This window comes from Sphingomonas benefaciens (assembly GCF_052907485.1).
Window position 1 is genome coordinate 549,855 of sequence record NZ_JBREIC010000002.1, and the last position, 24,876, is coordinate 574,730.

General features: G+C 66.2%; 21 protein-coding genes and 1 tRNA gene. 6 read left to right on the forward strand and 16 right to left on the reverse strand.

What is annotated here, in order from left to right:
• Positions 1-30: 30 nt before the first annotated feature.
• The 7 genes from ACU5AX_RS11020 to ACU5AX_RS11050 all read right to left on the reverse strand — a co-directional run bounded on the left by ACU5AX_RS11020 (position 31) and on the right by ACU5AX_RS11050 (position 10,252).
• Entirely contained in the window at positions 31-1,752 is a 1,722-nt protein-coding gene (locus ACU5AX_RS11020; protein ID WP_446690921.1) for a glycoside hydrolase family 1 protein, read from the reverse strand.
• Entirely contained in the window at positions 1,742-2,158 is a 417-nt protein-coding gene (locus ACU5AX_RS11025; protein ID WP_446690922.1) for a hypothetical protein, read from the reverse strand. The genes ACU5AX_RS11020 and ACU5AX_RS11025 overlap by 11 nt, the downstream gene beginning before the upstream one ends.
• Position 2,159: 1 nt before the next feature.
• On the reverse strand, positions 2,160-4,427 hold the full coding sequence (glf, locus tag ACU5AX_RS11030) for a UDP-galactopyranose mutase (RefSeq protein ID WP_446690923.1): 2,268 nt from the start codon (positions 4,425-4,427) through the stop codon (positions 2,160-2,162).
• A gap of 414 nt (positions 4,428-4,841) precedes the next feature.
• On the reverse strand, positions 4,842-5,576 hold the full coding sequence (locus ACU5AX_RS11035) for a Crp/Fnr family transcriptional regulator (protein WP_446690924.1): 735 nt from the start codon (positions 5,574-5,576) through the stop codon (positions 4,842-4,844).
• 220 nt (positions 5,577-5,796) lie between these two features.
• The gene (locus tag ACU5AX_RS11040) at positions 5,797-7,068 is read right to left on the reverse strand and encodes a DUF2254 domain-containing protein (protein ID WP_446690925.1); all 1,272 of its coding nucleotides are present in this window, start codon (positions 7,066-7,068) and stop codon (positions 5,797-5,799) included.
• Positions 7,069-7,131: 63 nt separating this feature from the next.
• Positions 7,132-8,334 (reverse strand): cation:proton antiporter, encoded by a 1,203-nt coding sequence (locus ACU5AX_RS11045; protein WP_446690926.1) that lies wholly within the window; start codon positions 8,332-8,334, stop codon positions 7,132-7,134.
• A 445-nt stretch (positions 8,335-8,779) separates the two neighbouring features.
• Positions 8,780-10,252: a PAS domain S-box protein gene (locus ACU5AX_RS11050; protein ID WP_446690927.1), complete on the reverse strand. Its 1,473-nt coding sequence runs from the start codon at positions 10,250-10,252 to the stop codon at positions 8,780-8,782.
• Positions 10,253-10,445: 193 nt separating this feature from the next.
• Here ACU5AX_RS11050 and ACU5AX_RS11055 point away from each other — a divergent pair, with 193 nt between their 5' ends.
• The 4 genes from ACU5AX_RS11055 (at position 10,446) to ACU5AX_RS11070 (ending at position 12,183) form a co-directional block, all read left to right on the forward strand.
• Positions 10,446-10,715, forward strand: coding sequence for a GlsB/YeaQ/YmgE family stress response membrane protein (locus tag ACU5AX_RS11055; RefSeq protein WP_198354459.1), 270 nt, complete (start codon positions 10,446-10,448; stop codon positions 10,713-10,715).
• Between the two features lie 84 nt (positions 10,716-10,799).
• A complete protein-coding gene (locus ACU5AX_RS11060) occupies positions 10,800-11,105 on the forward strand; it encodes a hypothetical protein (protein ID WP_198353968.1) in 306 nt (101 codons plus the stop codon).
• A gap of 30 nt (positions 11,106-11,135) precedes the next feature.
• On the forward strand, positions 11,136-11,768 hold the full coding sequence (locus ACU5AX_RS11065) for a hypothetical protein (protein ID WP_198353969.1): 633 nt from the start codon (positions 11,136-11,138) through the stop codon (positions 11,766-11,768).
• A gap of 28 nt (positions 11,769-11,796) precedes the next feature.
• Positions 11,797-12,183: a low affinity iron permease family protein gene (locus tag ACU5AX_RS11070; protein ID WP_198353970.1), complete on the forward strand. Its 387-nt coding sequence runs from the start codon at positions 11,797-11,799 to the stop codon at positions 12,181-12,183.
• A gap of 190 nt (positions 12,184-12,373) precedes the next feature.
• Here the strand turns inward: ACU5AX_RS11070 and ACU5AX_RS11075 are convergent, their stop codons facing one another.
• From ACU5AX_RS11075 to ACU5AX_RS11115, 9 genes are all read right to left on the reverse strand, one after another.
• Positions 12,374-13,549, reverse strand: coding sequence for an FtsX-like permease family protein (locus tag ACU5AX_RS11075; protein WP_446690928.1), 1,176 nt, complete (start codon positions 13,547-13,549; stop codon positions 12,374-12,376).
• A complete protein-coding gene (locus ACU5AX_RS11080; protein WP_446690929.1) occupies positions 13,549-14,451 on the reverse strand; it encodes an efflux RND transporter periplasmic adaptor subunit in 903 nt (300 codons plus the stop codon). The genes ACU5AX_RS11075 and ACU5AX_RS11080 overlap by 1 nt, the downstream gene beginning before the upstream one ends.
• Positions 14,448-15,146, reverse strand: a complete 699-nt coding sequence (locus ACU5AX_RS11085) for an ABC transporter ATP-binding protein (RefSeq protein ID WP_446690930.1) — start codon at positions 15,144-15,146, stop codon at positions 14,448-14,450. The genes ACU5AX_RS11080 and ACU5AX_RS11085 overlap by 4 nt, the downstream gene beginning before the upstream one ends.
• A 1-nt stretch (position 15,147) precedes the next feature.
• Entirely contained in the window at positions 15,148-15,687 is a 540-nt protein-coding gene (locus ACU5AX_RS11090) for a Chromate resistance protein ChrB (protein ID WP_198353976.1), read from the reverse strand.
• Positions 15,688-15,890: 203 nt separating this feature from the next.
• Complete coding sequence (locus tag ACU5AX_RS11095; protein WP_446690931.1) at positions 15,891-17,009, reverse strand: glycerophosphodiester phosphodiesterase family protein; 1,119 nt, start codon at positions 17,007-17,009, stop codon at positions 15,891-15,893.
• Positions 17,010-17,079: 70 nt separating this feature from the next.
• Complete coding sequence (locus ACU5AX_RS11100) at positions 17,080-19,872, reverse strand: TonB-dependent receptor (protein ID WP_446690932.1); 2,793 nt, start codon at positions 19,870-19,872, stop codon at positions 17,080-17,082.
• Between the two features lie 330 nt (positions 19,873-20,202).
• Complete coding sequence (locus ACU5AX_RS11105; protein WP_446690933.1) at positions 20,203-21,294, reverse strand: FecR family protein; 1,092 nt, start codon at positions 21,292-21,294, stop codon at positions 20,203-20,205.
• Positions 21,255-21,839 carry an RNA polymerase sigma factor gene (locus ACU5AX_RS11110; RefSeq protein ID WP_446690934.1) on the reverse strand — a complete coding sequence of 195 codons (585 nt, stop codon included), beginning with the start codon at positions 21,837-21,839 and terminating at the stop codon, positions 21,255-21,257. Before ACU5AX_RS11110 ends, ACU5AX_RS11105 begins: the two co-directional genes overlap by 40 nt.
• A 371-nt stretch (positions 21,840-22,210) precedes the next feature.
• Positions 22,211-22,285 (reverse strand) — tRNA-Gly (locus ACU5AX_RS11115).
• Positions 22,286-22,448: 163 nt separating this feature from the next.
• Between ACU5AX_RS11115 and ACU5AX_RS11120 the strand changes: the two genes are divergently transcribed.
• Entirely contained in the window at positions 22,449-23,210 is a 762-nt protein-coding gene (locus tag ACU5AX_RS11120) for a hypothetical protein (protein ID WP_446690935.1), read from the forward strand.
• Positions 23,104-24,657 carry a DUF6504 family protein gene (locus tag ACU5AX_RS11125; protein WP_446690936.1) on the forward strand — a complete coding sequence of 518 codons (1,554 nt, stop codon included), beginning with the start codon at positions 23,104-23,106 and terminating at the stop codon, positions 24,655-24,657. The genes ACU5AX_RS11120 and ACU5AX_RS11125 overlap by 107 nt, the downstream gene beginning before the upstream one ends.
• Positions 24,658-24,876: the final 219 nt, after the last annotated feature.

Here is a 24,876-nt window from a genome sequence, read left to right on the forward strand (position 1 = left end):
GACCGTTGCCCCAGTGAGAGATGCCCGGGATTATTGCTGCTCGACGATGGGTTGGTGCGGGCATGGCCATGCATCGATCAGACGGTCCAAAGCGACGTCGACAGACGCTTGGCCGAGGCCGGATTCGCGACTTGGCGCGTCGAGCCCCATGCAGGGAATGCCGATGGCCGAACAGGCCTGGATCAACGGCGAGGCATGCGCCTCATCACACCGGGCGTACGCTGGTCCCCCGACCGCGCTCGGGGTAGGGAAGCCAGACACGACGTAGCAAACGGCCCAAGGCTTCAAGGCCCGCAATAGCCCTTCGATATCGCCTCGCTCGGGCCAAGCAGGAAGGTCGCGGCCAGCCACCACATGCGTAATGCCGCGCGCGGTACAGGCGTTCGACACCCGGTCGACAAGACTGCCGTCCCATCCCCAGATGAGCAATGGCCGCCCCGGTCGGGGCTTCGGCTGAGGTCGGACCGCCAAGGGCTCGTCTGCATAGATGAGACGCTCCGGGCGCTCCCACCATCCGCACTCCAGAGCGACGGGGTGACGCGGCGCGTCCAGTGGCAGACCGCGCCATAAGCTCGCCAGGGCCGTCTCACGAGGCGTACCGCCAGCCACATCGTAGACGCCGGACTCGTATGTGCCGTCCGCCCGCAACAGCGTATCCCAGCCATGGCTGCCAAGTAAGGACCAGGCCGTGACCGCAACGATGTCGGCGCCCTCCGCCGCTACGGCCTGCGCCGTGTCCCATGCCTGTGCCGCCCAGCGCAGCTGCTCGTCGCGGGTGCAGCCGTTATGCACCTCGGTCACCGCGATCGGTGTGCGATACCGTGCCCAGGCCTCCCGCAAGGCGCCGCCCAGGCCGGCCGGCGTCGCGCTGGCGGCTCGCAAGGCTTCGGTGTCGGCGTAACGCAGCCGTCCGTTGCCGCCATGTAATTCGCCGGGATAGCGGTCGAGGCGATGATCGAGGAAGCGGTCGCTTGTCAGATAATGGTTCACGCCGACGATGTCGGGAGGGCAGGGATCATCCGCGATGGCGCGCAGACGATCGCCGAAGCCCAGGGCGTCCAGACGTCCAAACAGCGGGTGCGTCGGGTCGATCCGCCCGAACAGCAGGTCCCAACCCGCCCAACGACGCAGATTGTCATGGTCGGCCTGCTCCCTCAGCGCAGGCGTCGCATAGGTGCGGCCGAGATCGTCGGTCTGCACCAGCTTCGCGGTTGGGGTTATGCTGCGGATCGCGGTCATGGCCGCGCGCGTCGCATCGATCTGGTTGAGCAGCGCCAGCCAGAACGACCGTTCGTCGGCCGCATGCGGATACCAATGGCCGTAAAGCGCGGCGAAACGGGCCGTGGTCAGCGGTTCGTTGACGGGCGTCCAAGCCTCCACCCAGGGATAGCGGGCGGCCACCTGACCCGCATAGGCGCCAAGCCCAGGGGCGAAGCCGTCGTCGAGCAGGTGGGTGTGCCGGGGGCCGCTGCCGTGATGGACCAAGCCGACGATCGGTCGCATGCCGAGCAGACGTATGCGCTCGAGACGCGGGTCGGGCCAGGTCCAGTCGGGAACGCCGGCTGATGCCGTGCGCTCCCATAGAACGGGATATCGCAGGCCGTTGATGCCGAGACCCGCAAATCGGTCGAGATCGTCGGGCCGGCCTTGATGGCCGCTCAATCGCAGCTGGTCCCGATAGGCGTCGCCCACGCGGTTGACGGTGCATTCGACGCCCCCCCAAAGTTCGATCCGCTTCGCGTCAACCGCCATGACGGGGCCGATCTGCCGCAGTGCCGATGGCGGGCTCCTGCCTCTCGAGCATGTGATGCAACAGTTCGACGACCTGAAAACCCGCAAATGGGGCGGTCAACACGTGCTCGGTCGGCGCGACGGCACAGGCGCGCTGTGCAGACCTCACGATCGCAAAGGGGAGGCCGCGTTCGGCGGCAGCGGCCGCAACGGCATCGCTGGCGGGCGCCGTGTCACTCAATACCAGGGCACACGCCAGCAGGAGGATGTCGAACGGCGCCGCACCCGCCGTGACCCCAGGGAGATGCGTCACTGTGCCGCCGCTGCGCATGATCACCTCGGCGAGATACCGCCCGATGAACGCGTCCTCGTGAATCAAAAGGATGTGCCGCCGCCGCAGCAGCCCACCCATGGCTTCGCCGGTCATATCATTCCGCGGCGGTCGCGAGCGGCGCCGGATCCTTGCGTGCCTTGAACTTGCGATAGGTGGCGAGCGCCTGACCCACGACCTGGTCCATGTTGTAATAGCGGTAGGTGGCAAGGCGCCCGACGAACAGAACATCCGGCTCGGCAAGAGCAAGCGCCTCGTAGCGTTTGAACAGTGCCTGATTTTCTGGGCGGGGGATCGGATAATAGGGATCGCCCTCCGCGGTCGGAAATTCGTAGGTGACGCTGGTCACCGGGGCAATCTGGCCGGTCAGATGCTTGTACTCGGTGACCCGCGTATACGGCACCGTCTCGTCCGGATAATTGACGACAGCCACCGGCTGATGTCGCGCGACGGGCAGGCTGCGATGTTCGAACCGCAACGAGCGATAGGGAAGTGCCCCGTAACAATGGTCGAAATATTCGTCTATGGGGCCGGTGAATACGAGCCTGTCGAAGTCGACCATATGCTTTGCCGTGGCAAAGTCCGTGTCGAGCCGGACGTCGATGTTGGGATGATCAAGCATGCGCGCGAACATCGCGGTGTAGCCCTCGGCGGGCATCGCCTGGAAGGTATCGGTGAAATAGCGATCGTCGGTATTGGTGCGGGTCGGCACGCGGGCGGTGACCGCCTTGTCGAGCTCAGACGGGTCGAGACCCCATTGCTTGCGCGTGTAGCCGCGGAAGAACAACCGGTAGAGTTCGTCGCCGACGGTGGAGACGACGACGTCTTGCGACGAGCGGATTTCTCCGACCGGCTGGGCACGGGCGGCCAGAAAGGCGGCGGCCTCCGCATCACTGTCCAGCCCGGCGTCGAACAAGATATTGAGCGTGGTACGATTGATCGGGACTGGCACTTGCCGGCCGCGGACCTCCGCGAGGACGCGGTGTTGGTAAGGCCGCCAATCGGTGAATCGCGACAGATACTCGAAGACTTCGGCCGAATTGGTATGGAAGATATGAGGGCCATAGCGATGGATCAGGATGCCGGCCGCGTCCTCTTCATCATAGGCGTTGCCGCCAATGTGCGCACGTCGGTCGATCACCAGCACGCGTGTATCGCCCTCGGACGCGAATCGCTCCGCCATGACACTGCCGGCAAATCCGGCACCGACGACGAGAACGTCATAGTGCGGGCGCGAGGGCGGCAAGGCGACCTCGGCGATCGCTGCCAGCATGGCCGCCGCGGTGTCGTCCCACGAGGACGCGGCAAGCACGGCGTCGGCCTCGTCGCGCCACGCCATGTCGCTGCCGCGAGCGAGCGCCAGCGCCTCGTCGCACGCGGCGACGAAGCGGGAGCCGGAGGCGATCATCACGCCGGCCATGGTGCCGTAATGCCGGGCCACGTCGACAATCGGCGTCGACACCACCGGCCGGCCAGCGGCAAGATATTCCGGCGTCTTGGTCGGGCTGATGAACCGGGTCGCATCGTTGATCGCGAAGGGCATCAACGCGACGTCCCAGCACGCGACGGTGTCGGGAAGGTCGTCGTAGGATCGCGGCCCGAGATAGTGAAGGTTGTCGCGCCGCGGCAGGTCGATCGGGTCGATCTTGACCACCGGGCCGACCATCTCGATCCGCCAATCTGGTCGCGCATCGGCGAGCTGCGCGACAAGGTCCATGTCCATGCGCTCGTCGATCACGCCGTAGAAGCCGAGCGTTGCCGGTAGGTCCGGGCATGGCGTGGCGTCCCGCGCCCGGGCGAAATGCGCGACATCGACGCTGGACGGAAAAGGCCGCACGTCCGCATGCCGTTCGCGCTTCGCTTCGTAAAGGCTGTAGCCACCGGTGAAAACGAGGTCGGCCGCACGGAGCAATTCGCTTTCCAGGGCCAGCAGTTCAGCCGGTGCAAAGCGGAACGCGGACAGTTCGTCCATACAATCGTAGACGGTGCATTGCGCCTCGACGTCGCGCGAGAAGGCAAGCATCATCGGCGTGTAATACCAGCGGACGGCAACCGGTGGCTGATCCTTCAGAAAGTCGCCAAGCAGTTCGGTGAGCGCAATCTGGCTGGCGTCCGCGTCGAGCCCCGTCGGCAGATGCGGAACGACGATGCAGACATCGCCATCGTGTCGCACCTCTAAAGCTGGCGGCTGATCGCCGTCGATTACCGGCTCTTCCCAAAAGACCACGGCCATCCGCTCGGCCATGCGGGTCATCAGATGCTGTGGCCGCTGGAACACGAAATCCCAGCGCAGGTGAGAAAAACAGATGAGCAGATGCGACTGTGCGGCGGGAAATGGGGCGTCAGCCGGAATTGGAGTGCTCATCAGTATCTCCCTGATCGGCCCCCGCCGGCGAGTTGATCTTACTTGCAGCGCAAGTGCATGTCCCTAATGCGCCTCAATCGGCGAGTGCCATCCTGTATGATCCTGATCATTAATCTGTTTTGTGGTGAGCATCGACAGGTTGAACAGTTAGTTCGCGCATAATGACCGTTTCGATGCCATGAGCCTTCCTTCAGAACTTTCCAGTCGCTGCGGACCAGGCAACAGCATCGTCGTCGGTTCGGGATGCGTGCAAGCCGAATCTAGTGCGTCAAATTGTCAGAATGTTCTTCGGCGCTATCCAAGCCTTATTATGAATGTCACAGGCGTTCCCGACGCGTGAAGTCTCGCGCGGTACAGCCTGTGCGTGTGCGATGGCACTGGGGATGCCGAGGCGTGACGGATATGTCCGTACCGTCACGCCGCCAGCGCCGGATGCCCTGTGACCAAAGGCAGATGAAGATACGAGGGCGAAAAGCCGCAGGCCGATTCCAACGCGGCTATGTCGGGGATGATGACCTCATGCCCTTCGAACTCTACAAGACCGGCAAGTCGCAGCTTTTTCATCATACGGTTGACGTGCACCGCAGTCAGGCCAAGCGCGTCGCCAAGCTGCTCCTGTATCACCGGCACCAGGAATCGACCGTCACGGACCGCGCCGATGGCATCAGCTCGGGTGTGCAGCTCACAAATCAGATGGGCCAGCGCAGTTTCCGCATCCTGCGAATTCAGCAGCCACATCCGCAAGATAGCTTCGTCGGTCAGCTTCGCACGCCACAATGCCTTGCCGATCGCGGGAGACACTGCGACGGCTTGTTCGATCACATTAGCCTGGACTCGCGCCACCTCGCAGTCCGTCAGGGCGACGATGGCGTGCTCCATCGCCTCTCCGGTCACGGCGTGAATGCCGCAGAAATCGCCCGGAAGCATGAACCCCGTGATACGTCGGCTTCCATTCCTGCGGACGCTGTAACGTGCAGCCCAGCCGCTCTCGATGACGTAGACGTAACCCGGGCGATCCCCGACCTGCAGGATATCGCGCCCGCGCTTGACCGACACGGATGACCAGGGGATGGATTGGACGAGGTCGATGTCGAGCTCTTCCAAGTCTGCGAGCTGGCAAAGGCGGTTCAAGAATAATTTCGCTGGCATGCCGCACTCTCCTTCCGTGGGTTGCGGAATGAGCGAGGTACCACATCGATAAACTTGCGTATTTGTCGAAGGTTAATGGTACCCAATGAGCGCTGGCGGCCATCAAGCGTCTTTGCGGACAGCTATGGCGCGGAATGTGGCCGCCCGTCTGTTGCAAGGGAAAGGCGGATAAATCCTCCGCCTCGACCAAATAATGCTGCAGTCGCGCGAGGTGTCGCGTCTACATTCCAAGGGCGAGATGTTCGTGTTCGCTGACTCCAAATGCCTCGCGATGCGTCTGCTCGACCAGCTCCCGGTCTGTGTCGCTGGTCAGCGCGGCGCGTGCCCGATCGACGGCATCGGAAGCCTCGCGCGCGAGAAGCTGTCGTGCCGCCGGCGCATGCCGCGCTAGCGCCCCGAGCGCCTTTTGCAGGCGAACGCCGACTTCGACGAGTCCGGCGCCGTCGCGCGCAATGGGCCTGCACCAGTCGTCGAGCAATGCGGCTAGCGGAATCGGTGAAACATGAACTTTGGTGGGTAGCGGCGTGATCTGCTGCGACCCGAAATCGAGCAGCCGCAGCATCACCCGGCTGCCCGCTTCGATCACCGCAATGGCGGTGCCGGGATCGTTGACCGCCGGTGACAGCGCCCGGGACGCGATCTCCGACAGCACCACCAGACCGAAGCGCGGATCGTGATCGAAGGCGCGCTGGTGCGCCAGCGTGAAGGCCTGTTGCACGTCGTCCACCGCCGCCTCATCGGCGGCGGCGCCAATCAGCGCCATCGGCCGTCCGGGTTCGACCGGGCTGCCAGGGAGGGCGAGCACGTGGATGTCGGCATCCATCGCCTTGGCGATCCGACCCAGCCGCGCGATGTCGACATGGGTGACCCGCGCCATCGTCGGCGCCGGCACGGCCGTCCTGCCGCTCTGCTCGACCGTGGGCGGTTCGCCATCCAGCGCCAGCGGTACGGCGATCGTCTCCACCGCTGACATCGCCGCGCGCTCGACCCGGTCGATCGTGTCGGACACGCGGCCGAATCGGGCGATATGCTCGGTCCAGCGCAGCAACGTCACGACGATGAACAGGATGACCAGGATGGTGCCGAAGAACAGGATGACGCGGCCGGTATCGCCGTAGAGGCCGGTCGACAGCGCGACGATGCCGACGATTGCGAACAGGAAGCTGCCGAGGAAGGTGGCAAGCGCATTCTGTGCGGTGCTGTCGTCGATCAGCAGCTGGACCGCGCGCGGCGTGATCGTGCTGGTCGCCCCCGAATAGGCCGACACCATCGCGGTCAGCGAGAAGGTGGTGACCGCCAGCATGCTCGAGGCGAGCATGGTGAGGATGCTGTCGACCGACTTGGATCCAACCGTCGCGGCGAAGTGATAGGAGATGGTGTGCCCGACCAGCGCGCCGGCAAGCGCGAGAGCCCCGCCGAAGCCGCACATCAGCGCCGCCCGGAACCACATCCGGCGCGTCAGCAGTCGGATCACCCATTGCCAACGCGTCACGGCCGCTCCCCTTTCGGCTGTCCAAGCCTTGGCGACGGCGTGGGGTTCCGCAGCAGCAGCGCGTCAGTGTTCCGCCTCGTCCGATCCGGTCAATTGCCAGCGGCGGAGCAGACGGGGCATCGTCAGCCCCTGTGCGAAGATCGAGAAGGCGACCACGCCGAAGGTGATGACGACGATCTGTCCGCGCTCGGCGACGCTCGCCGGCACCGCCAGCGCCAGCGCGAGGCCGACCGCGCCGCGCAATCCGCCCCAGACCAGCACATGCTGATAGGTCGCGGGCAGCCGCAGCTGCGATCGCGCGAACGGCAGCGCCAGCGGGTAAACCGCCGCCGCGCGGCCGATCAGCGTGAGGACGATCGCGACGACCAGCGGCAGCGACACCAAGGCGATCGGCTGATGCGCCTCGTGGCTGCCGATCAGCAGGAACAGACAGGAATTGGCAAGGAAGGCGGCATAGGCCCAGAAATCCTGCACATGCTGGCGCCCCGCGACCGAGATCGAACCGCGCGGCCCGACGTTGCCGACGATGAGGCCTGCCGCGAGCGCCGCGAACACGCCCGACGCATGAACATGTTCGGCGAGCAGGAACGATCCCCAGGCGACCACGGTGGTCAGCGTCACCTCGACCAGATGATCGCTCGTCCGGCCGGCGAGGGTCAGCACGCCGATGCCGATCGCCACGCCGATCACCAGACCGCCGGCGACCGTCCACAGCAGCGCCAAGGCGGCGCCCGATACGGTCAGCGCCTCGCCATTGGCGATGCCCACGAGAATCGCGAAGCCGACCGCCGCGACACCATCGTTGAGAAGGCTCTCGGATTCGACCACCATGCTGAGCCGCGGCTCGGCCTTCATCTCCTTGAAGGCGGCGATCACCGACACCGGATCGGTCGCCGCGATCAGCACCCCGAAGAAGGCCGCGCCGAGCAGGCTCCAGCCGAGCAGCAGGTGCATGCCGCCCGCGACCACGACCGCGCTGATCGCAACGCCGAGGAAGGCGAGCACGACCGTGAGGGGCATTTCCTCGCGGAAGCGCGACCAGCGCAGCTGCATCGCCGCCTCGAAGATCAGCGGCGGCAGGAAGACGTTGAAGATCAGCTCGCGCGACAGCGGCAGCTCGGCACCGACCGGCAGATAGGCGAGGCCGATGCCGGCAAGCACCAGACCCGCCGTATAGGGCAGCCCGATCCGCCGCGACACCATCGCGACGAGCGAGGCGACGACGAGGAGGGTGCCGAGTTCGGTCAGCCCGATATCGCCGCTCATCGATCGCCCCCCACCGTCGCGCCGATAACCCTCAATCGAAGCGGTCGATTGTTCCAGGATATGCCGAGGACGAGAGGCGCGTGCGCATGTCGAGCGGATGCTTTCATATCGAGCATAGGCATTCCTGGTCACAGGTAATCGGCGCCGGCGGCCCGACCAACGCCATAAACCTGCGCCTTCCGGCCAAAGCGCGCACCCAGATGACGATATCGCAGTCGCCGCCCCACCTAGCAATCTTTGATCAGCCTGACGTCAGGCAATGGCCAGCGACACCCACCCGAAAGCACTCCTTCCATCGCCTGCATCCCCGGGTGATCCGCCACGCGCGAGATGAACGGCAGGAATGGAGAATTGGCTTAGTCACGTAGCGTGGCCGATTATGGGTCCAGCCCGCCGTCGATCGTGATCGATTTCACGAGCTATCAACGGGGACGGACGGGGTTGCTCAACCCATGCCGATGCCGCGTTCGCGAGCCCAGATGACCGCTGCGCTGCGCCGGTTGACGCCGATCTTCGCATAGAGGCGCGATACGTGGTTGCGCACAGTATTGCTCGTCAGCCCGAGCTGGTCTGCGATAGCCTTGTCGTTGGCGCCCTGGCAGATGAGTTCGAGCACCTCGCGTTCCCGTTTGCTGAGGTCGAGGGGATGGTGCTGCTCCGCGTCACCGCCGCCACGTAGCGTCGCTAGCTTGTCCATGATCGAGCGGCTAAACCAGTTCGCGTCCTTCATCACCGCGTCGATCGCTGCGACGAGTTCCAACTCGCTGTGGCGGCGTGCCGTCACGTCCTGATAGAGCCAGAGGGCGCAGCGTTTGTCATGCAGGTCGACGATCTCCGCCGAGACCAAGCAGTCGATCGGAGCGCCGCTCGCCGGGAGCACGCGGACGTCGTAAGTACGTATGCCTCCGCGCCGCTCTAGCTCGCGCTCGACGGCCTCGCGCTGCGTTGCATCGTTCCATAATTGTATCTCATCCGCGTCGCGTCCGATCAGATCGTGTGAGCCGCGACCGGTCAGCCGGACAAAAGCCTCGTTGACCTCGACAATGCGGTGGTCGGGCAGAGCGGTGACGACCATACCGCCGGGGGCGAGCCGGAACATCGTCGCCGCGCGATGCTCGCTCGACGCCAGAGCGCGCTGTGCGAGCCGCCGCGGCTCCAGATCCGCGAAGGTGAAGAGCATGCAACGCTGGTCGGCAACCTCGATGGGCTGGCCGGCAAGGATGACGAGCCGCGACGATCCGTCTGGCAATGGCAATTCCGCCTCGACCTGCGGGATCGTTGCGCCGCGTTGAAGCCGCTCGGCGACCAGCGCGTTCCGCTCCGTATGGGCCAGAATGTCGAGATCACGCAGATGCCGTCCCTCGATCGCGTCGCGCGAACATCCGCACAATTCCGCGAAGCCTGAGTTGGCCCGGACAAAGCGCTGGTCGGCGAGGCGCAGGATCAGCGCAGGGGCTGGGTTGGCCTGGAACATCGCCTCGAACCGTGCCTCCGCATCGTAGCGCTCGGAAACGTCTTGAATGACGAGGGCAAGATAGTCAGGGTCGCCGCCGTCGACGTCCATCACGACGTCGTGGACCATATGGGTCCAGCGCGGCTCGTTGGTGCCGATCGGCGCGACATCGACGACCACGTCGGGGAAGTTCTCGCCGGCCAGCATGCGCATGATCGGATAGTCGCGCCGCGCCAGGCGCTGATGGTTGCGGTAGCGCAGGCAGAAACGCTGGCAATAGTCGTCGGCCGTCGCGCCCAGTTCGTCGGCATGATGCACGCCATGCATGGACAATGCCGCATCGTTCGTCCCGACGATCGCTCCCGACGGATCGACCAGGATCACGCCGACGGTGAGGCCCGCCATCAGCTGTTCCAGATGGCGCAGGGTCGGCGCGTGGAAGGCTTGCATCGGCTGATCGTCCATGCGGCATGAAGCCTTCGGCGAGGCGCGGAGTTCCAGCGCCCGCGGTGCGGAATTACCAATTCGATCGTGACGAAACTACCATGCGCGCCGGGGCCGGCCGTAATCTCCGATGAACGTCCAGACCTCCCTGCGGGTTGATACGGCAGCAGAGGCGATGATCGGCAATTCCGCCAGTCCGCCCGCGGAGGATGTCATGGGCTTGATAATCTTACTCGTCGTTGGGGGGCTGATCGGCTGGGTGGCCAGCATCATCATGCGGACCGATGGTCAGCAGGGAATCTTCCTCAACGTGGTGGTCGGGATCGTCGGTGCCATGCTTGCCGGCTTCCTGCTGACGCCGCTGATCGGCGGCGCGCCCATCACCAGCGGCATCATCAGCCTGCCGTCGATCCTGGTGTCGCTGCTTGGCGCGGTGGTCCTGCTGGGGATCGTCAATCTCTTTCGCCGCGGCTCGGTCCGCTAAACGGCGCGTCGCGTCGCCCGACTCCTCATCCGCAACGTGCGGTCACGGAGCGGCCGACGCCGCCCCCCGATCACGGAGGCTAATATGCACCGGCACGTCATCGCTGCGATCCTCGCGGCGTCCATTGCGACGGGGACGTCGGCCCAGAGCACGGACAGGTCACACAATCCGGCGATAAAGCATCCCACCGCCCATGGCGTCGCGATGCCCGCCAAGGGGCGCAACTCGTTCACCGAGGCACAGGCGCGCGGCCGCCTGGAGAAGGCCGGGTTCAGCGCGGTCAGCCGCTTGGCCAAGGATCGCAACGGCGTCTGGCAGGGAACCGCGGTACGCAACGGCGCCAAGACGACCGTGATGCTCGATTACAAGGGCAACATCACCACTCGCTGAGGCGAGCGGTCAGCTCTTCAGGAGACAACCATGACCAGAACGATTACGCGTCTGTTCGACGATTACGCCGATGCCAAGGCGGCCGTCTCGGCCCTTGAGAGTCACGGTGTGCCACACGGCAGCATCAGCATCATCGCCAACGATGCCGATGGGCGCCATCAGGCCGGTGACACGGGGCACGACGGCGTCAACGACCACGGCGACGTCAGCCGCGGCACGTCGACGGGCGCCGTGCTGGGCGGCGCCGGTGGGCTTCTCGCCGGTCTGGGCCTGCTCGCCATTCCAGGGCTCGGGCCCATCGTCGCGGCCGGCTGGCTGGCTGCGACCGCAGCGGGCGCCGGTATCGGCGCTGTGGGCGGTGCGGCAACGGGAAGCATCGTCGGTGCGCTCAAGAACGCCGGCCACAGCGACGAGGAGGCGAACGTCTATTCCGAGGGTGTTCGCCGCGGCGGGACCCTGGTCAGCGTCCGTACCGACGACGCGGCGCCGGGGCAGGTGGAGTCGATCCTCGATACCTATCGGTCGGTGGATGCGACGGAGCGTGGCGCCGCTTACCGTGCGCAGGGCTGGAACGCGTTCGACCCGGGCGCGCCGGCCTATACGCGTGATGAAATCGAGCGGGATCGCGCATCCTACTCGACGAGGCGCGATCGCGTCATCTAAGTTACAGGCGTAGGGCAGCCGAGGTCGAATGGTGGGTCGTAAACTGTACGAATTCGGCTGCCGTATCTGCGGGCGTGGTGCGGACCTGTTCGGTCACCCCGCCGCCATCGTGCTGGTCGCGCTGTTCTGCGCGATTTGGTTCCTGGCGGCGGGCGCAGCCGGCGAGAATGCGCTGACGCTCATCCTGTCGGTCCTGTCGATCACGCTGACGCAAATGGTGCTGAACGGACAGCGACGCAGCGAGCAGGCGCTGCATCTCAAGATCGACGAACTGGTCTATGCGATCCAAGGTGCCCGCAACGAGGTTGCCGGAATCGAGACGAAGTCCACCGAGGAGCTCGACGCGTTGCGACGGACGGGCGAGGCAGCCGAGGATGAGCTCGAGCATCGTGGCGCCGACCGCGGCCGGCAGTAAAGCTGCTTTTGTGGAGCGCGTAAGGCTTCGGACAACCTCCGCTGCCAACCGAACGAACGTCCTAGGTCGGCAGCCGCAACGACGACTGCAGAACTTCAAAACGTCGGTCTGAGCGCCCGAAGCCTAGCCTTCCCTAGCTGACGGACATCGTTCAGATGCTTGTCGCCGGAGCAGCTAGGATACTGCCGTCTCAAGCGGCGAAGACCCGCGCGGGTTCCAGGCGCAGCACGGGTCGCGTGCTGACGAATGCCGCCCCGACGCACGCGACGGCGTTCAGCGCCAGGCAGCCGAAAGGTGCCCACACCATCATTCGGTAGGGCAGATCGAACGTGTCGGCGATCAACCCAGCCAGCGCACAGGCGCCAAGCCCGATGCCGGTCCCGATAAGCCCAGCAACGGCAACCTGCGCCATGACCATGCGCCACAGGACGCCGGAGCGTGCACCAAGCGCGGTCAGAACGGCATATTGCCGAAGGTGATCGGCGGTGAAGATGTAGAGCATGACGGTGGTGAACCCGAACCCGATCGCCACCGCGATGGTCAGCATGGTCGCGATGTCGCCGACGTCCTCCGATGTCGCCAGAAACCACTGCACGGTGGCCGACTCGAAGTCTGCGCGGGTGAATGCGGCATAGCCCGTCTGGCTGGCGATGGACCGAGCGAGATCGGACGGGTTCGTGCCGGGGGACGCGCGGACCACGACGAACGAGGTGCGCAGCCGTTCGGGCGGCAGCACACGCGCGGCGTTCGACCAGCTCATGTAGAGAAGCGGCCGCGGCGGGAATCGCGGCAGTCCGTGTGACACGCCGCCGACTACCACCCGATGATCGGCGATGGTCAGCTCATCGCCCGCCCGAAGCTGCCGGATCTTGGCATCCGGCGGCGAGACACCGGAGACGGGGCGTTCGGCGGTGTCGAGCTTGCCCTCCGAACCTCCCGCATCGACGATCGCCGCCTCGGGTTCGCGAAGCAGGCCGGTTCCTGGCGCACCATCGACCGCCGGCGCGCCGGCGAGCGTCGCATCGTCCACTCCGACGACGTCGAAGGGCTGCAGACGGCCGTCGGGCATGCGCGCATCGGCATGACCAAGCGCCAGGACCGCGGCGTCGGCGACGCCGGTCACGGAGCGTACCCGGTCGCGCGCGGACGCCGTCATGTTCGCAAACTGGTCGGGGGATGCCGTGGTGCGATCCATCACCCAGACGTCGCCAGGCTGTTCCGCGACGAGCGCGAAGCTGCGCGTCATGAAGCCCGCGAAGTAGCAGGCGGCAAAGCAGGAGAGGAACGAGGCGAAGGCGATGCCGACGACCAGCGCCAGGAACTTGCCGGTGCTGGCGACCAGCATCCGCACCGCGATGCGGATCATCAGGGTCGCGCCTTCGCCTTGCGGGCGTCCAGGACCACGTCGACCTGCTGTCCGATGTAGACGGGCAGCGCCTTGGGATCGATCGCGTAGATGATCTGCAGGACCCGCGTGTCGGTCCGTTCCGCCGCGGCGCCGGTCAGGCTGGTCTTGGGCTGGACGAACGGTTCGATGCGCACGAACCGCAGCGGAGCATGGAGCTGGTGCCGTCCCTGCACGAACGCCTCGCCGGGAACGCCGCCTCGGACGCGCCATGCATCGTGCTCGTCGACGTCGACGCGCACGTAGAGCGGATCGTCGCCGCCCATCAGCAGGACGGGGCCGGCCGTCGCCGTGCTTTCGGCGACCTCGCCGGGACGGACGTTGATCTTGAGGATGCGGCCGGAGACGGGTGCGCGGACGGTCCGCCGCGCCGTTTCGGCGTCGAGCTCGTGCAACTGCGCGCGCGCCGCCTCGACGTTGGCGTTGGCGACCGCCAGATCCGACTGCCGCTGCACGAGGTCCGTGCGGGTGACGAAGCCTGCCATTTGCGGTGCCGCCACGGCGTCGAACTTGCGTTGCACCGCCGGCACGGCGGCCTGCGCCTGATCGATCGCCGCGAGCAAAGTGCCACGCCGGTTGGCAAGATCACGGGCATCGATACGGAAGAGCGGCTGGCCCTTGGCGACGTGGTCGTTCCAAGCGACGTCCAGCCGTTCCACCAGACCGGTAACGGGTGTCCCGATCGCGATCGTGCCGGTGCTGGCCTCGACGATGCCGCTACCGGCGACATGGCCGTCGTCGGCGGGCTGCGAGGCCGGCAGTGCGGGGGGCGCTGGCGATCCACGATCGTGGAGCACCGCGATGCCGGCCCCCGCAGCACCGATCAGGGCAAGACCGCCAAGGATGCGGAGCGGCCAGCTCATGCCGCCTGCCTGTCCTGGCCCGTGACGACACGTCCGTCTTCCATCCGGATGATGCGATCGGCGAACGGTTCGATCCGGGGATCGTGGCTGACGACGAGCAGCGCCGCGCCCTGCGCCCGCACCTGATCGCGCAGGACCGTCATGACCTGCTGTCCGGTGTCGTGGTCGAGCGCGCTGGTCGGCTCGTCGCACAGCAGCACCGCCGGCCGGTGGACGATGGCACGCGCGATCGCGACCCGCTGCTGCTGACCACCGCTGAGCTGCCGCGGCAGATGACCGGCCCGGTGGCCGAGGCCGACGGCCGCCAGCGCCTCGTCGGCGCGGCGCTCGGCCGCCTTTCGTCCACTGCCAGCCAGCAGCAGCGGCACGCTGACGTTCTGGCGCGCATTAAGCGCGGGCAGCAGATTGAACGACTGGAACACGAAGCCGATCAGGCGGGCGCGCAGCGCTGCCCGGCTCGGGGGCGGAAGCATGGTGGTCGGTTCGCCGGCGATCGCGACCTCGCCATCGTCGGCGTCGAGCAAGGTCGCGATGATCGAGAGCAACGTGGTCTTGCCGCAGCCGGATGGCCCCGAGAGCAGCACGATCTCGCCTGCGTTCACGTCGAGGTCGATGCCGCGCAGGGCGGCGACGCGCGCCTCGCCCTTGCCGAAGCTGCGCGTCAGCCCGCGGCATGCGATGGCGGGTGCCGTCATATCAGCGGCCCTCGCCTTGAACCTCGAACACGCGCTCGGCATAGCGGGCGAGTTCCGCCTCGCAGCCACGCAGCCGTTCCGCCGCTTGCCTGCCGAGCGGTGCCTCGTAGAAGTCGAGCTTGCGGATTTTCTCCAGCCAGCCCTGCAGCTTGCGAAGGTCGGCGTCCTCCTCCTCCAGCTCGGCATAGGTGAACTTCTCGATCCGGAATTCCTTGGCGATCTCCGCGTCGAAGGCGTCGCACTTGCCGATAAATTCGCGATATTGTTCGTCCCGGTCGGCGCGGAAGCGATCGAGCACCTTGGCCTCCTGCGCCGCGTCAAACGCCACCGTTTCCAGGATCACGGCCTCACCGCCGAGCGAGGATGCCTCGTTCTCGAGCATCTTCAGCCGGCGGACGTGATCGTCGGTCTTCGGCAGGACGCACACGCCGCTCTGCAGATAAACCGCCCCCATCGCCTTCAGCTTGCGCCACAAGCCGACGCGGCCGGCAGCCGGTTCGGCAGGGACTTTATAGGTGAAGACGAGCCAGCGATGTTCCATATGGCGGGTTCTTAATGTTACCGCCGTTACATCTCAACCGTATAGTCGTATGGATCATCCGGCCACCGCTATTATCGTCACGCTCTGGATGTGTCTCACGGCAGTATGCCAGTGCCGTCGACATGGATCGTTTCGGCCCGGCTAATTGGGAATCACCCCTTTTGCCGTCACGCAACTTTTCTGTCCGTTCATCGACGTTGGCGTCAGACCAGATAGGTTTGAACAGCTTGGCGTCCGATGCCGGGATCGTCGGTAAAGAATTGATCCATTCCCGCGCGCAGATAGGCGTGAATCTCCGCGATCGAGCCGTTCGGATTGCGCGCATCTCCGCCGGCGCCATTCTTGAAGTCAGCAGCGAGGAAGCGGTTCTCGGGCCGGAATTCATATCCCCCGACCAGCAACCCGGCCTCCTTGGCCCAGCCGATCGCGGGCGTGGGCGTGCCCAGCCGGCCATCGGCGCGCAGCGGGATCAGCGCGCGGATATCGGGCGCCAGAATATCGGCATAGGTGGCGATCCGCCGCAGCCCCTGGCGGGTCATCATATCGCCATAGCGGGTCGTGCCCCCCGCCGCCGCAACGTCCAGCGGCACCAACGGCGCATCGTCGATCAGCTGCATCAGTTGCACCGATCCGTCGCGGGGAAAATGACCACGCAGCCGTTCCAGCGTCGCGATTTCGAAACACTGCACGATAAGCGGCGCGTCGCGCAGATAGCGATGCGCGGCGACCGCGGCGACGAAGCGGTCCTCGACCGGCAGGCCGATCGAAGCGAAGATGGTCGGCGCCTTCAGCTCGGGCGCGATGCCGATCGGCCGCCCGCGCGTCGCCGCTTCGGCTGCGACGAAATCGACGATCTCGTCGAAACTGACCATCTGGAACATGCCGTCATAACGCGTGTTGGCGGGGCGGATGTCGGGGATACGCTCCTTGAGGCGCAGACGTTTCAGTTCGGCGAAGGTGAAGTCGTTGATGAACCAGCCGTCGACCCGCTGGCCGCCGATCGTCACCACCTTGCGCCGGTCGGCGAATTCGGGGCGGCTGGCGATGTCGCTGACCTTGCCCAGATCGGGTTCGTGCAGCGCCATCAGCACGCCGTCCTTCGACGGCATCAGGTCGGGCTCGACATAGTCAGCCCCATCGGCGATCGCCTTGGCGTAGGACGCCAGCGTATGTTCGGGGCGCAGCGCACAGGCGCCGCGATGGCCGATGACCAACGCGGCGTGCGATCCCGGTCGCCGCGCGGCCGGTAGCTTCGCAGCGGCGGCGACGCCCACGCCGGCCAGTGCGGCCATCATCACGGTGCGGCGATCCGTATCGGTCACAGTCTCGGCTCCTTGGCAAACGGGTGGGTGCGGCATGGCGCCCCCTCCCGGTCAGGCAGGCGGTCGACGTTCAGAAGCGATAGGACAGGGTCGATTTGAAGAAGCGGCCGGTCTGCACATAGGACCCGTTCCCGCCGCCATCCTGCGTACCCAGATACCGGGTCGACGTGCCCAGCGTCTTGTAGAAGCTGTAGCTGTTGAGCAGGTTCTGCACCTGACCGGACAGTGCCCAGCGACCCAGCGTATAGGTCGCATTGACGTTCAGCTGGCGGATCGGCTGCAGATAAGTGTCGAGCTGATCGTTCAGGCTGAGCAGCTGCCGGCCGACATATTGCCACGCCAGCCGCGCCGAAAAGTGCGGACGCTCGTAGAAGAGTTCGGCATTGTAGATGAGCTTCGCCGCCCGGGGCAATTGCGTGTCGCCGCGGCCGGTCAGACCCGGATCGGCCTTGCTGTCCTGAACGGTCAGCGAGCCCTCCAGACCGAATCCGCCAAAGAACGCCCCCAGCTCCCGGAACTGCTTGCGGCCATGCAATTCCAGGCCATAGACCTCCGCATCGCGACCGTTCATCGGCATCGTATAGGTGATGCCGTTCACCACATCCGCGGCGGTGATCCCGTTTGGGGCGCTGCCCGTCGCGCTGGCGGTGAAGACGAAGTTGGAGAGCTTCTTGTAGAAGCCGCCGGCCTCGATCACGGCGCTGCGGTCGGGATACCATTCGATGTTGGCGTCCAAGCTGGTCGCGGTGACGGGTTTGAGGTCGGGATTGGCGCGGCTGACGGTCTGCACCGCACCGGTCAGATCGTTATAGCCATAGGTTTCCGGCCCGGCGATCAGCGCAAAGGCGGGCCGGGCAAAGCTGCGCCGCGCCGCGGCGCGCAGGATCAGCGTGTCGGCCGGCCGGTAGCTCAGATTGAGGCTGGGCAGCCATTCACCATAGCGATTGCCGTCGCGCGTGAAATAGCCTGTCGGCTGAGCGAGCAGCCAATGCGTCGCCGTGAAATCTGTGCGCTCATAGCGTACGCCGCCCACCGCCTGCAGCCGGCCGAGCTGGACATCGGCCTGGACATAGCCCGCCAACACCGTTTCGCTGCCGAACACGGTGTTCCGGTTGTAATCGTTGGTCGTATAATTCCCCGGGTTGGGCGTGCCGTCCGGAGTGAACTGGTTGGTATAGGCGTAAGGCAGGATCGCCTTTTCGAAATAGCTCCGGTCGTAGAAGCGGAAGGCGGGATAGTTGCCGTCCATGAAGGAGATGTCACGCCCGGGTAGCGCCGCGGCGGTCGGCCCTTGCGCGTTGAACAGATTGGGACGCCCGCCAGCGCTATCGGGAATGACGAAATTGTCGCCGTCGTTGCCGAGCAGCCCGCGATCATATTGGGTGCGATCAGAGATGTTGAGATCGATGCCGGTTGACAGTTTGCGCAGCGCACCGTCGCCGCGCCAGGCGAGATCGGCGCGCATGCCGTACATCCGGTCGTCGGACTTGACGTCGCGACCCTGGAATTTCCAGACCCGCACGGATTGCGGACTGAGGGCGGCGCTGCGCTGTGCCACATCCGCGAAATCGAGCTTGATCGCGGCCGGATCGGAAGTGTCGATGCGGACGCCGGGGATCGGGCCGCCGCTGCCCAGGACGAGGCCGAGACCGCTATACAGGCTGCCCTCGACGTAATTCGGGCGCTGCTGATCGGCAAAGCCGTAGGACGCGCGCGCCGACAGCGACAGGCGGTCGGTGAAGGCCATGTCCGCGCCGGCCTGCATCGTGGCGAGCGTGGAGCGTTGATCGCGGGCCTGGAAATAGCTGCCCGCCAGCGTACCCAGCGGATTGTACTGCCCGTTGCTGTAGAAGGGCGCCGCACCGATCAGCTGCAACAGCGCGCTGGTCACGCTGTGCTGGACGTCGATCGAGGATACTTCGTACCGGCCATAGGAGCCGCGCAGGAACGCGGTGACGCCGTCGCCACTGTGGAAATCGAGCGAGGCATTGCCGCCGTACCGTTTGATGACCGAATCATACATGTCGTATTTGATGCCCAGCGCAACGAGGTCGTTACGCGCGGCGGTCGGCGTGGCGGGAATATAGCGGAACGCTTCGGTCGTTTCCGCGGCGGACCGGCGCTCCTCGTAATAGGCGGTCGCGTAGAAGCCGATCTTTTGCGCCGTACCGAACAGCTTGGCCAGTTCGACCTGCCCGACACCGCCGAAAGCCGGGAAGCCGAGATGATTGGCCCGGCCGGCGAAATTGCCGCCGCCCGTCACGCGCAGATAATCGTCGCCATATTGGAACCCCGTCGGCGTGGCGATGTCGACCGTCCCGCCGATCGAACTGCCATAGTCAGCGGCCGTCGGCGTCTTGGCGACGGTTGCCGAGCGCAGGCCGTAGGGCGCGATCATCTTGAGCGACAGCGCGCGAGTGTAAGGATCGGCCTGGGGCACGCGCATGCCGTTGACCGAATATTCGTTGAAACTCGAATCGAGGCCGCGGATCGAGATGTATTCCGCCTCGCCCGTCGCCGCCTGGCCCAGGCCCATGTCCGCATAGGCGGTCACGCCCGGCAGCACGGCCAGAATATCGACGATATTGCCGCCTGGGCGACGCGCGATCGTTTCCCCCGACATGACCGCGTTTGTCCCGGGTTGTTGCCGCTTCCAGGCGAGCGCCTTTTCCTCTTCGAGGGGTGCAGAGCCCGTGACGACGATGTCGTCGCTGGAGGCGGTCTGGGCAGGGGCGGCCGACGGCGTTGCCCCGGCGATCGGCTGCGGGGCGGTCATGCCCAACACGATCATATGACCATCGTCGCTTCGCACGCTTAGGCCGCTGCCGCTGAGAAGCTGGTCGAGCGCGGTGCGCGGCACCATCCGGCCAGCGATACGCGGCGATTGCCGATGCCGGATGGCGGCGGCCGGAAAGAATATCTGCCGCCCGGCCTGCTGGCCGAAGCTGGTCAGCGCGCTGGCTAGCGGCTGCGGGGGAATGTCGAATGCACGATCCGTTTGAGAATCGAGCGATTGTGCCTGAACAACAGGCGCGTACAACGTCGACGTTGCAAGCAACGCCGCAGCAAAACGGCTAATCATGAACCCCCCAGAGACTATGGCGGCTTTGGCGCCGTCACAATCTTTGACGCGGATGGAGAGAAAAACCGCCAAATCGGGATTAAAAATTCTTTTGGTGGAGTTCGGCGATTATTACTTTTGCGTGACGCGGGATTTGGCCAACGAATAGCCTCTGGCCGAGGGCGTGACATGGATGCCGAGACCGATCGCCACCGCGTTCAGGAAAGCGGTCGGATCGCCGGTTTCGAACCGCCCGCCGACCGGCGTATCGGCAAGCTCGGGATCGAGGATGACGATCTTGCGCGCGAGATAGCGATTATATTCCCTGACGGCGTCGTGCAGCGGTACGTCCTGAAACACGATGGCATGATCCCGCCACGCCGTGGTGGCATCGACCTGATCCATGCGAGTGGTCAGCAACCGCATGTCGCGGGGGGCAACGAATGCGGTGTTCGGCGCGGCCGACCCGGCAACGATGGTTGCCCGCGTTCGGTCGGCGCCTTCGATTCTGGCGCCGCCCTCCATCACCAGCAACTCGACCCCGTCGCCATGCAGGCGCAGGTTGAAGAGGCCGGATGTCATAACGATCGGCGCTGGGCCGCCGCGCAGCACGGCGAGGGGGCCGCTGCGCAGGGTCATGCACACCTCGCCCTTTTCCAGCCAGAACACGCGTTCGGATGCCGAGAAGCGCCATGACAATCGCGTATCGGTGTTGAGCTCGACCCCGCTGCCATCGGGCAAAAGAATGCGCCTGCTCCCCCCGACCTCCGTTGTCGCGCTATGCCAGGCATAGGCTGGGGCGACGATCACGCCCCCGGCCAAAATCGCGCCGACGCCCGCTATCGCGCCGGCGCGCACCAGATCGCGACGCGACGCTTGTCCGAACAGGCCGTGACGTTGCGGGAAGGAAGGCGCCACGACAGCGTCTGCCGGCTCGGCGCGCCAGAGCGCGAGGACACGGCAGAAGGCCAGCGCATGGGCGGGGCTCGCATCCCGCCACCGCGCGAAGGCCGCTTCGTCGATGCGTCCGGTGCGGTGCCGCGCGAGCCAGTCGGCCGCCTCGCGCAGCGTCTGCGCGCCATCGTCAGTCAGGCACCCCTCAGCCAATGTTGTTATCCACCCGATCTCACAAGGGGATGACGGGCGGATCGCACCGATCCGCCAAGTCCTCTGTAATAAATCCGTCAGTGCGACGCGATGGCCGTACGGCGATGACGCGCCCACAGGTCGAAACTGTCGTCGATCGGATCGCCGCGATCGGCCGTCATGGCGATGCTGAGCAGTATCAGCGCGCGGGCGAGACGCTTTTCAAGCGTTGAAAGGCTGATGCCGAGTTCCACCGCAACCGCCCGCGGCGATGCGCCATGGACCCGGCATTTCAGGAACACCACGCGGCAGCGCTCCGGCAAGCCGTCGACTTCCCGCGCCAGTCGGCGAAGCGTTTCCCGATCCTCCGTCACGCGGTGCTGATCGGGGGCGTGATCGGGAATATCGACATGCTCGATTTCGGACAGCGACTGAAAATCGACGACCTTGGCGTGGCGCAGGCGATCGATCGCCGCATTACGGATCATCCGCCGCATGAAGCCGAGCGGATTCGCGATGCTTTCCCAGTCGGTCAGGGTCAGCATGCGCAACAGCACATCCTGCACCAGGTCGCGCGCTTCATCCGCACTCGGACAAATCCGCATCGCGACCGCCAGCAGCTGGCGCTCATGCGGCAGTATCTGCTCTACGAACCAGACATCGATCTCACGGATTATCGACAACGGAGATGCGCCCTCAATCGTATACGGGACGCCTAAGGAAGTTTTGTGTCATACCCGCGACAGATAGCTATCGGGGTGTCGGCAGGACAGATCGAGCCGACCTTATCGTATATCGGGGTCTGATTATGCGATCGGGTCTGTGAGGCCCCACGCCGGGTGAACAATAGGGTAGCGATTTGCCGTCCAAGCCTGCTTTTTTCGAAAGACAGTTTTAGACGCCCAAATCCAGCTAGCGCGCCTCCAGACCGACGGTGCGAACACGATGAACGAACGATCGCTTCTGGCGAAAGCCGATCCGGCTGTGAATGTCTTCTGTGGATCCCCTTCGGCCCGAAGGACCGCCGTAACCGCATGACAATGTACGGAAAGACTGGAGCGGGCGAAGGGATTCGAACCCTCGACCCCAACCTTGGCAAGGTTGTGCTCTACCCCTGAGCTACGCCCGCTCTGGCGCCTGAAGCCGTCCTGCTTGGCAAGGACCGGCTGGGTGAGGCGCGGCCACTAGCAGCGGGTCCGGGGGCGTGCAAGCCCTCTTTTGCGATGAGGTGATGCGAAGCGGAAAGATTCCGGCTTGGCGACTCACGTTACGGAACATTACAAGAACATAGCATGAGCGAGTCGGTCGCCCTGATTGCCCGGCTGCGGCGCCTAGCTGCGGGAACGGGCCTGATGCAAGCCGCGGCGGGCAGCCCGGATGGCTGGCTGCGCCGCGGTCTGGGGCGGGGGCAATTGCACGATATCTACACCACCGAGACGGGCGACGGGGCAAGCGGAGCCGGATTCGGCATCGCCACCGCGATCGCGGCGCGGGCGCTGCCCCTGTTCTGGCTCCGTGTGGAGGCGGCGGAGCGGGTGCAGGGGCGGCTGCACGCCGGCGGGCTCGCCGAACTCGGCCTGGGTGCCGATTCGCTGGTGCTCGGCATTGTCGCGGACGAGGCGGCGCTGCTGCGTGCCGCCGCCGATGCCGCGCGCTGCCCGGGGCTCGGCACGCTGCTGATCGAAAGCCACGGCCCGGCGCCGGGGCTGGACCTGACCGCGACGCGGCGATTGATGCTCGCGGCGGAGGGGTCGGGGGTGACGGTGCTGTCGCTGCGCATCGACGCGACGCCGACCGCCAGCGCCGCGGCGACCCGCTGGGGCGTCGCCTCCGCCCCGTCGGCCGCGCTGGCGGCGGAGGCGCCGGGTCCGCCCGCCTTTGATGTCGAATGTCTGCGCCGACGGGGAGGTCCCGCGGGAACCCGCTGGCGCGTGGAGTGGGACCGCCATGCCAAAAGCTTCCGTAGCACGCCGCTATCTGGCGCTGATCTTTCCCTGGCTGCCGATCGAGCGGCTGCGCGCCACGCGGCCGCACCTGTTCGTCGCACGGGATGAGGCGCCGGCCGTCTTCACCGAAACCGTCGGTCAGGCGGTGCGGATCGTCGCGGTCGATCTGGTCGCGGCGCGGGCAGGGCTGGAGCCGGGGCTGACGCTCGCCGACGCGCGGGCGCGGGTGCCGGGGCTGGAGGCGTTTCCCGCCGATCCGCATGCCGATCTCGATTGGCTGGAGACGTTGGCCGAGGGGTGCGTGCGATACAGCCCGACGGTCGCGCTGATTCCCCCCGACGGGCTGGTGATCGACATCGCCGGTTGCACCCACGCCTTTGACGGGGAACGGCCGCTGGCCGCGGATGTCGAGGCGCGCATGGCGCGGCGCGGCGTGCTCGCCCGTCATGCCTTCGGCGACACGCCGGAGATCGCGCTGGCGCTCGCCCGCTATGCCGGCGCCCCCGCGCCCGACGAGAAGAGCGCGGTGCGTCGTCTGCCCGTCGCCGCGCTGGAACTCGACGCCGAGGATGCGACCGCGCTCGCCCGCGCCGGGCTGAAGACGGTCGGCGACGTCATGGCCCGGCCGCTGGCAGGGATTGCGGCGCGCTTCGGGGCGGAGGCGGCGGGCGCGGTGCGCCGCCTGTCGGGCGAGGTCCAGGCCCCGCTCAAACCGTGGAGCCGTGCCGCGCCGGTCGCCACCGAGCGCCGCTTCGCCGAGCCGATCGCGCGCACCGACCATGTGCTGCAGGTGATCGCCGACCTCGCGGCCGAAGCGGCGGCCGTGCTGGAGACGCGGCACCAGGGCGGCCGGCGCTGGTGTGCGCGGCTGTTCCGCGCCGACGGCCATGTCCAGCCGCTTGCCGTGGAGACCGGGCAGCCGACCCGCGACGTACCGTTGCTGATGCGGCTGTTCGCGGAGCGGATCGACGCGCTCGCCGATCCGCTCGATCCCGGCTTCGGCTATGATCTGATCCGGCTCGACATCGCGCTTACCGAGCGGCTCGACGCGACGCAGCTGCAGCTGGAAGGCGGCGCCGCGCGCGAGGATCAGATGGCGGCGCTGGTCGACCGGTTGTCGACGCGGCTGGGGCGCGAGCGCGTCCGCCGCTTCGTCCCGCGCGACAGCCATATCCCCGAACAGGCCGAACTGTCGCTGCCCGCCGCGCAGCCGCTGGCGGCGACCACGGCCTGGCCGCAGCCGGAGGAGGGCGAGCCGCCGCTGCGCCCAATCTATCTGTTCGATCCGCCGCAGCCGATCGACAGCGTGATGGCGGAGGTGCCGGACGGCCCGCCGCACCGCTTCCGCTGGCGCCGCCGACTCCACGAGGTCGCGCGGGTCGAGGGGCCGGAACGGATCGCAGGCGAATGGTGGCGCCGTCACGACGCGGCCATCCCGACCCGCGACTATTATCGCGTCGAGGACCGTCGCGGCCGCCGCTTCTGGATCTTCCGCCACGGCCTGCACACCGAGCGCGACCACCCGCGCTGGTATCTGCACGGCCTGTTCGCGTGAGCCTCCCGCTGGCGGGGCTCCTCAACCGCGGGGTGCGTAGGGTGGGCTATCGGCAGGGATGGCTCGCGCGAAGACGCGAAGACGCGAAGAAGAAAGAGGATGTTCGCGCGGAGGCGCGGAGGACGCGGAGGGTCAGGCTCGCGGCGAAGCCGCCCTCCCTGATCGGTCGAGGGGACAAAGCCGCTGGCGCGGCAAACCCGCCCCCTCCGCGCCTCCGCG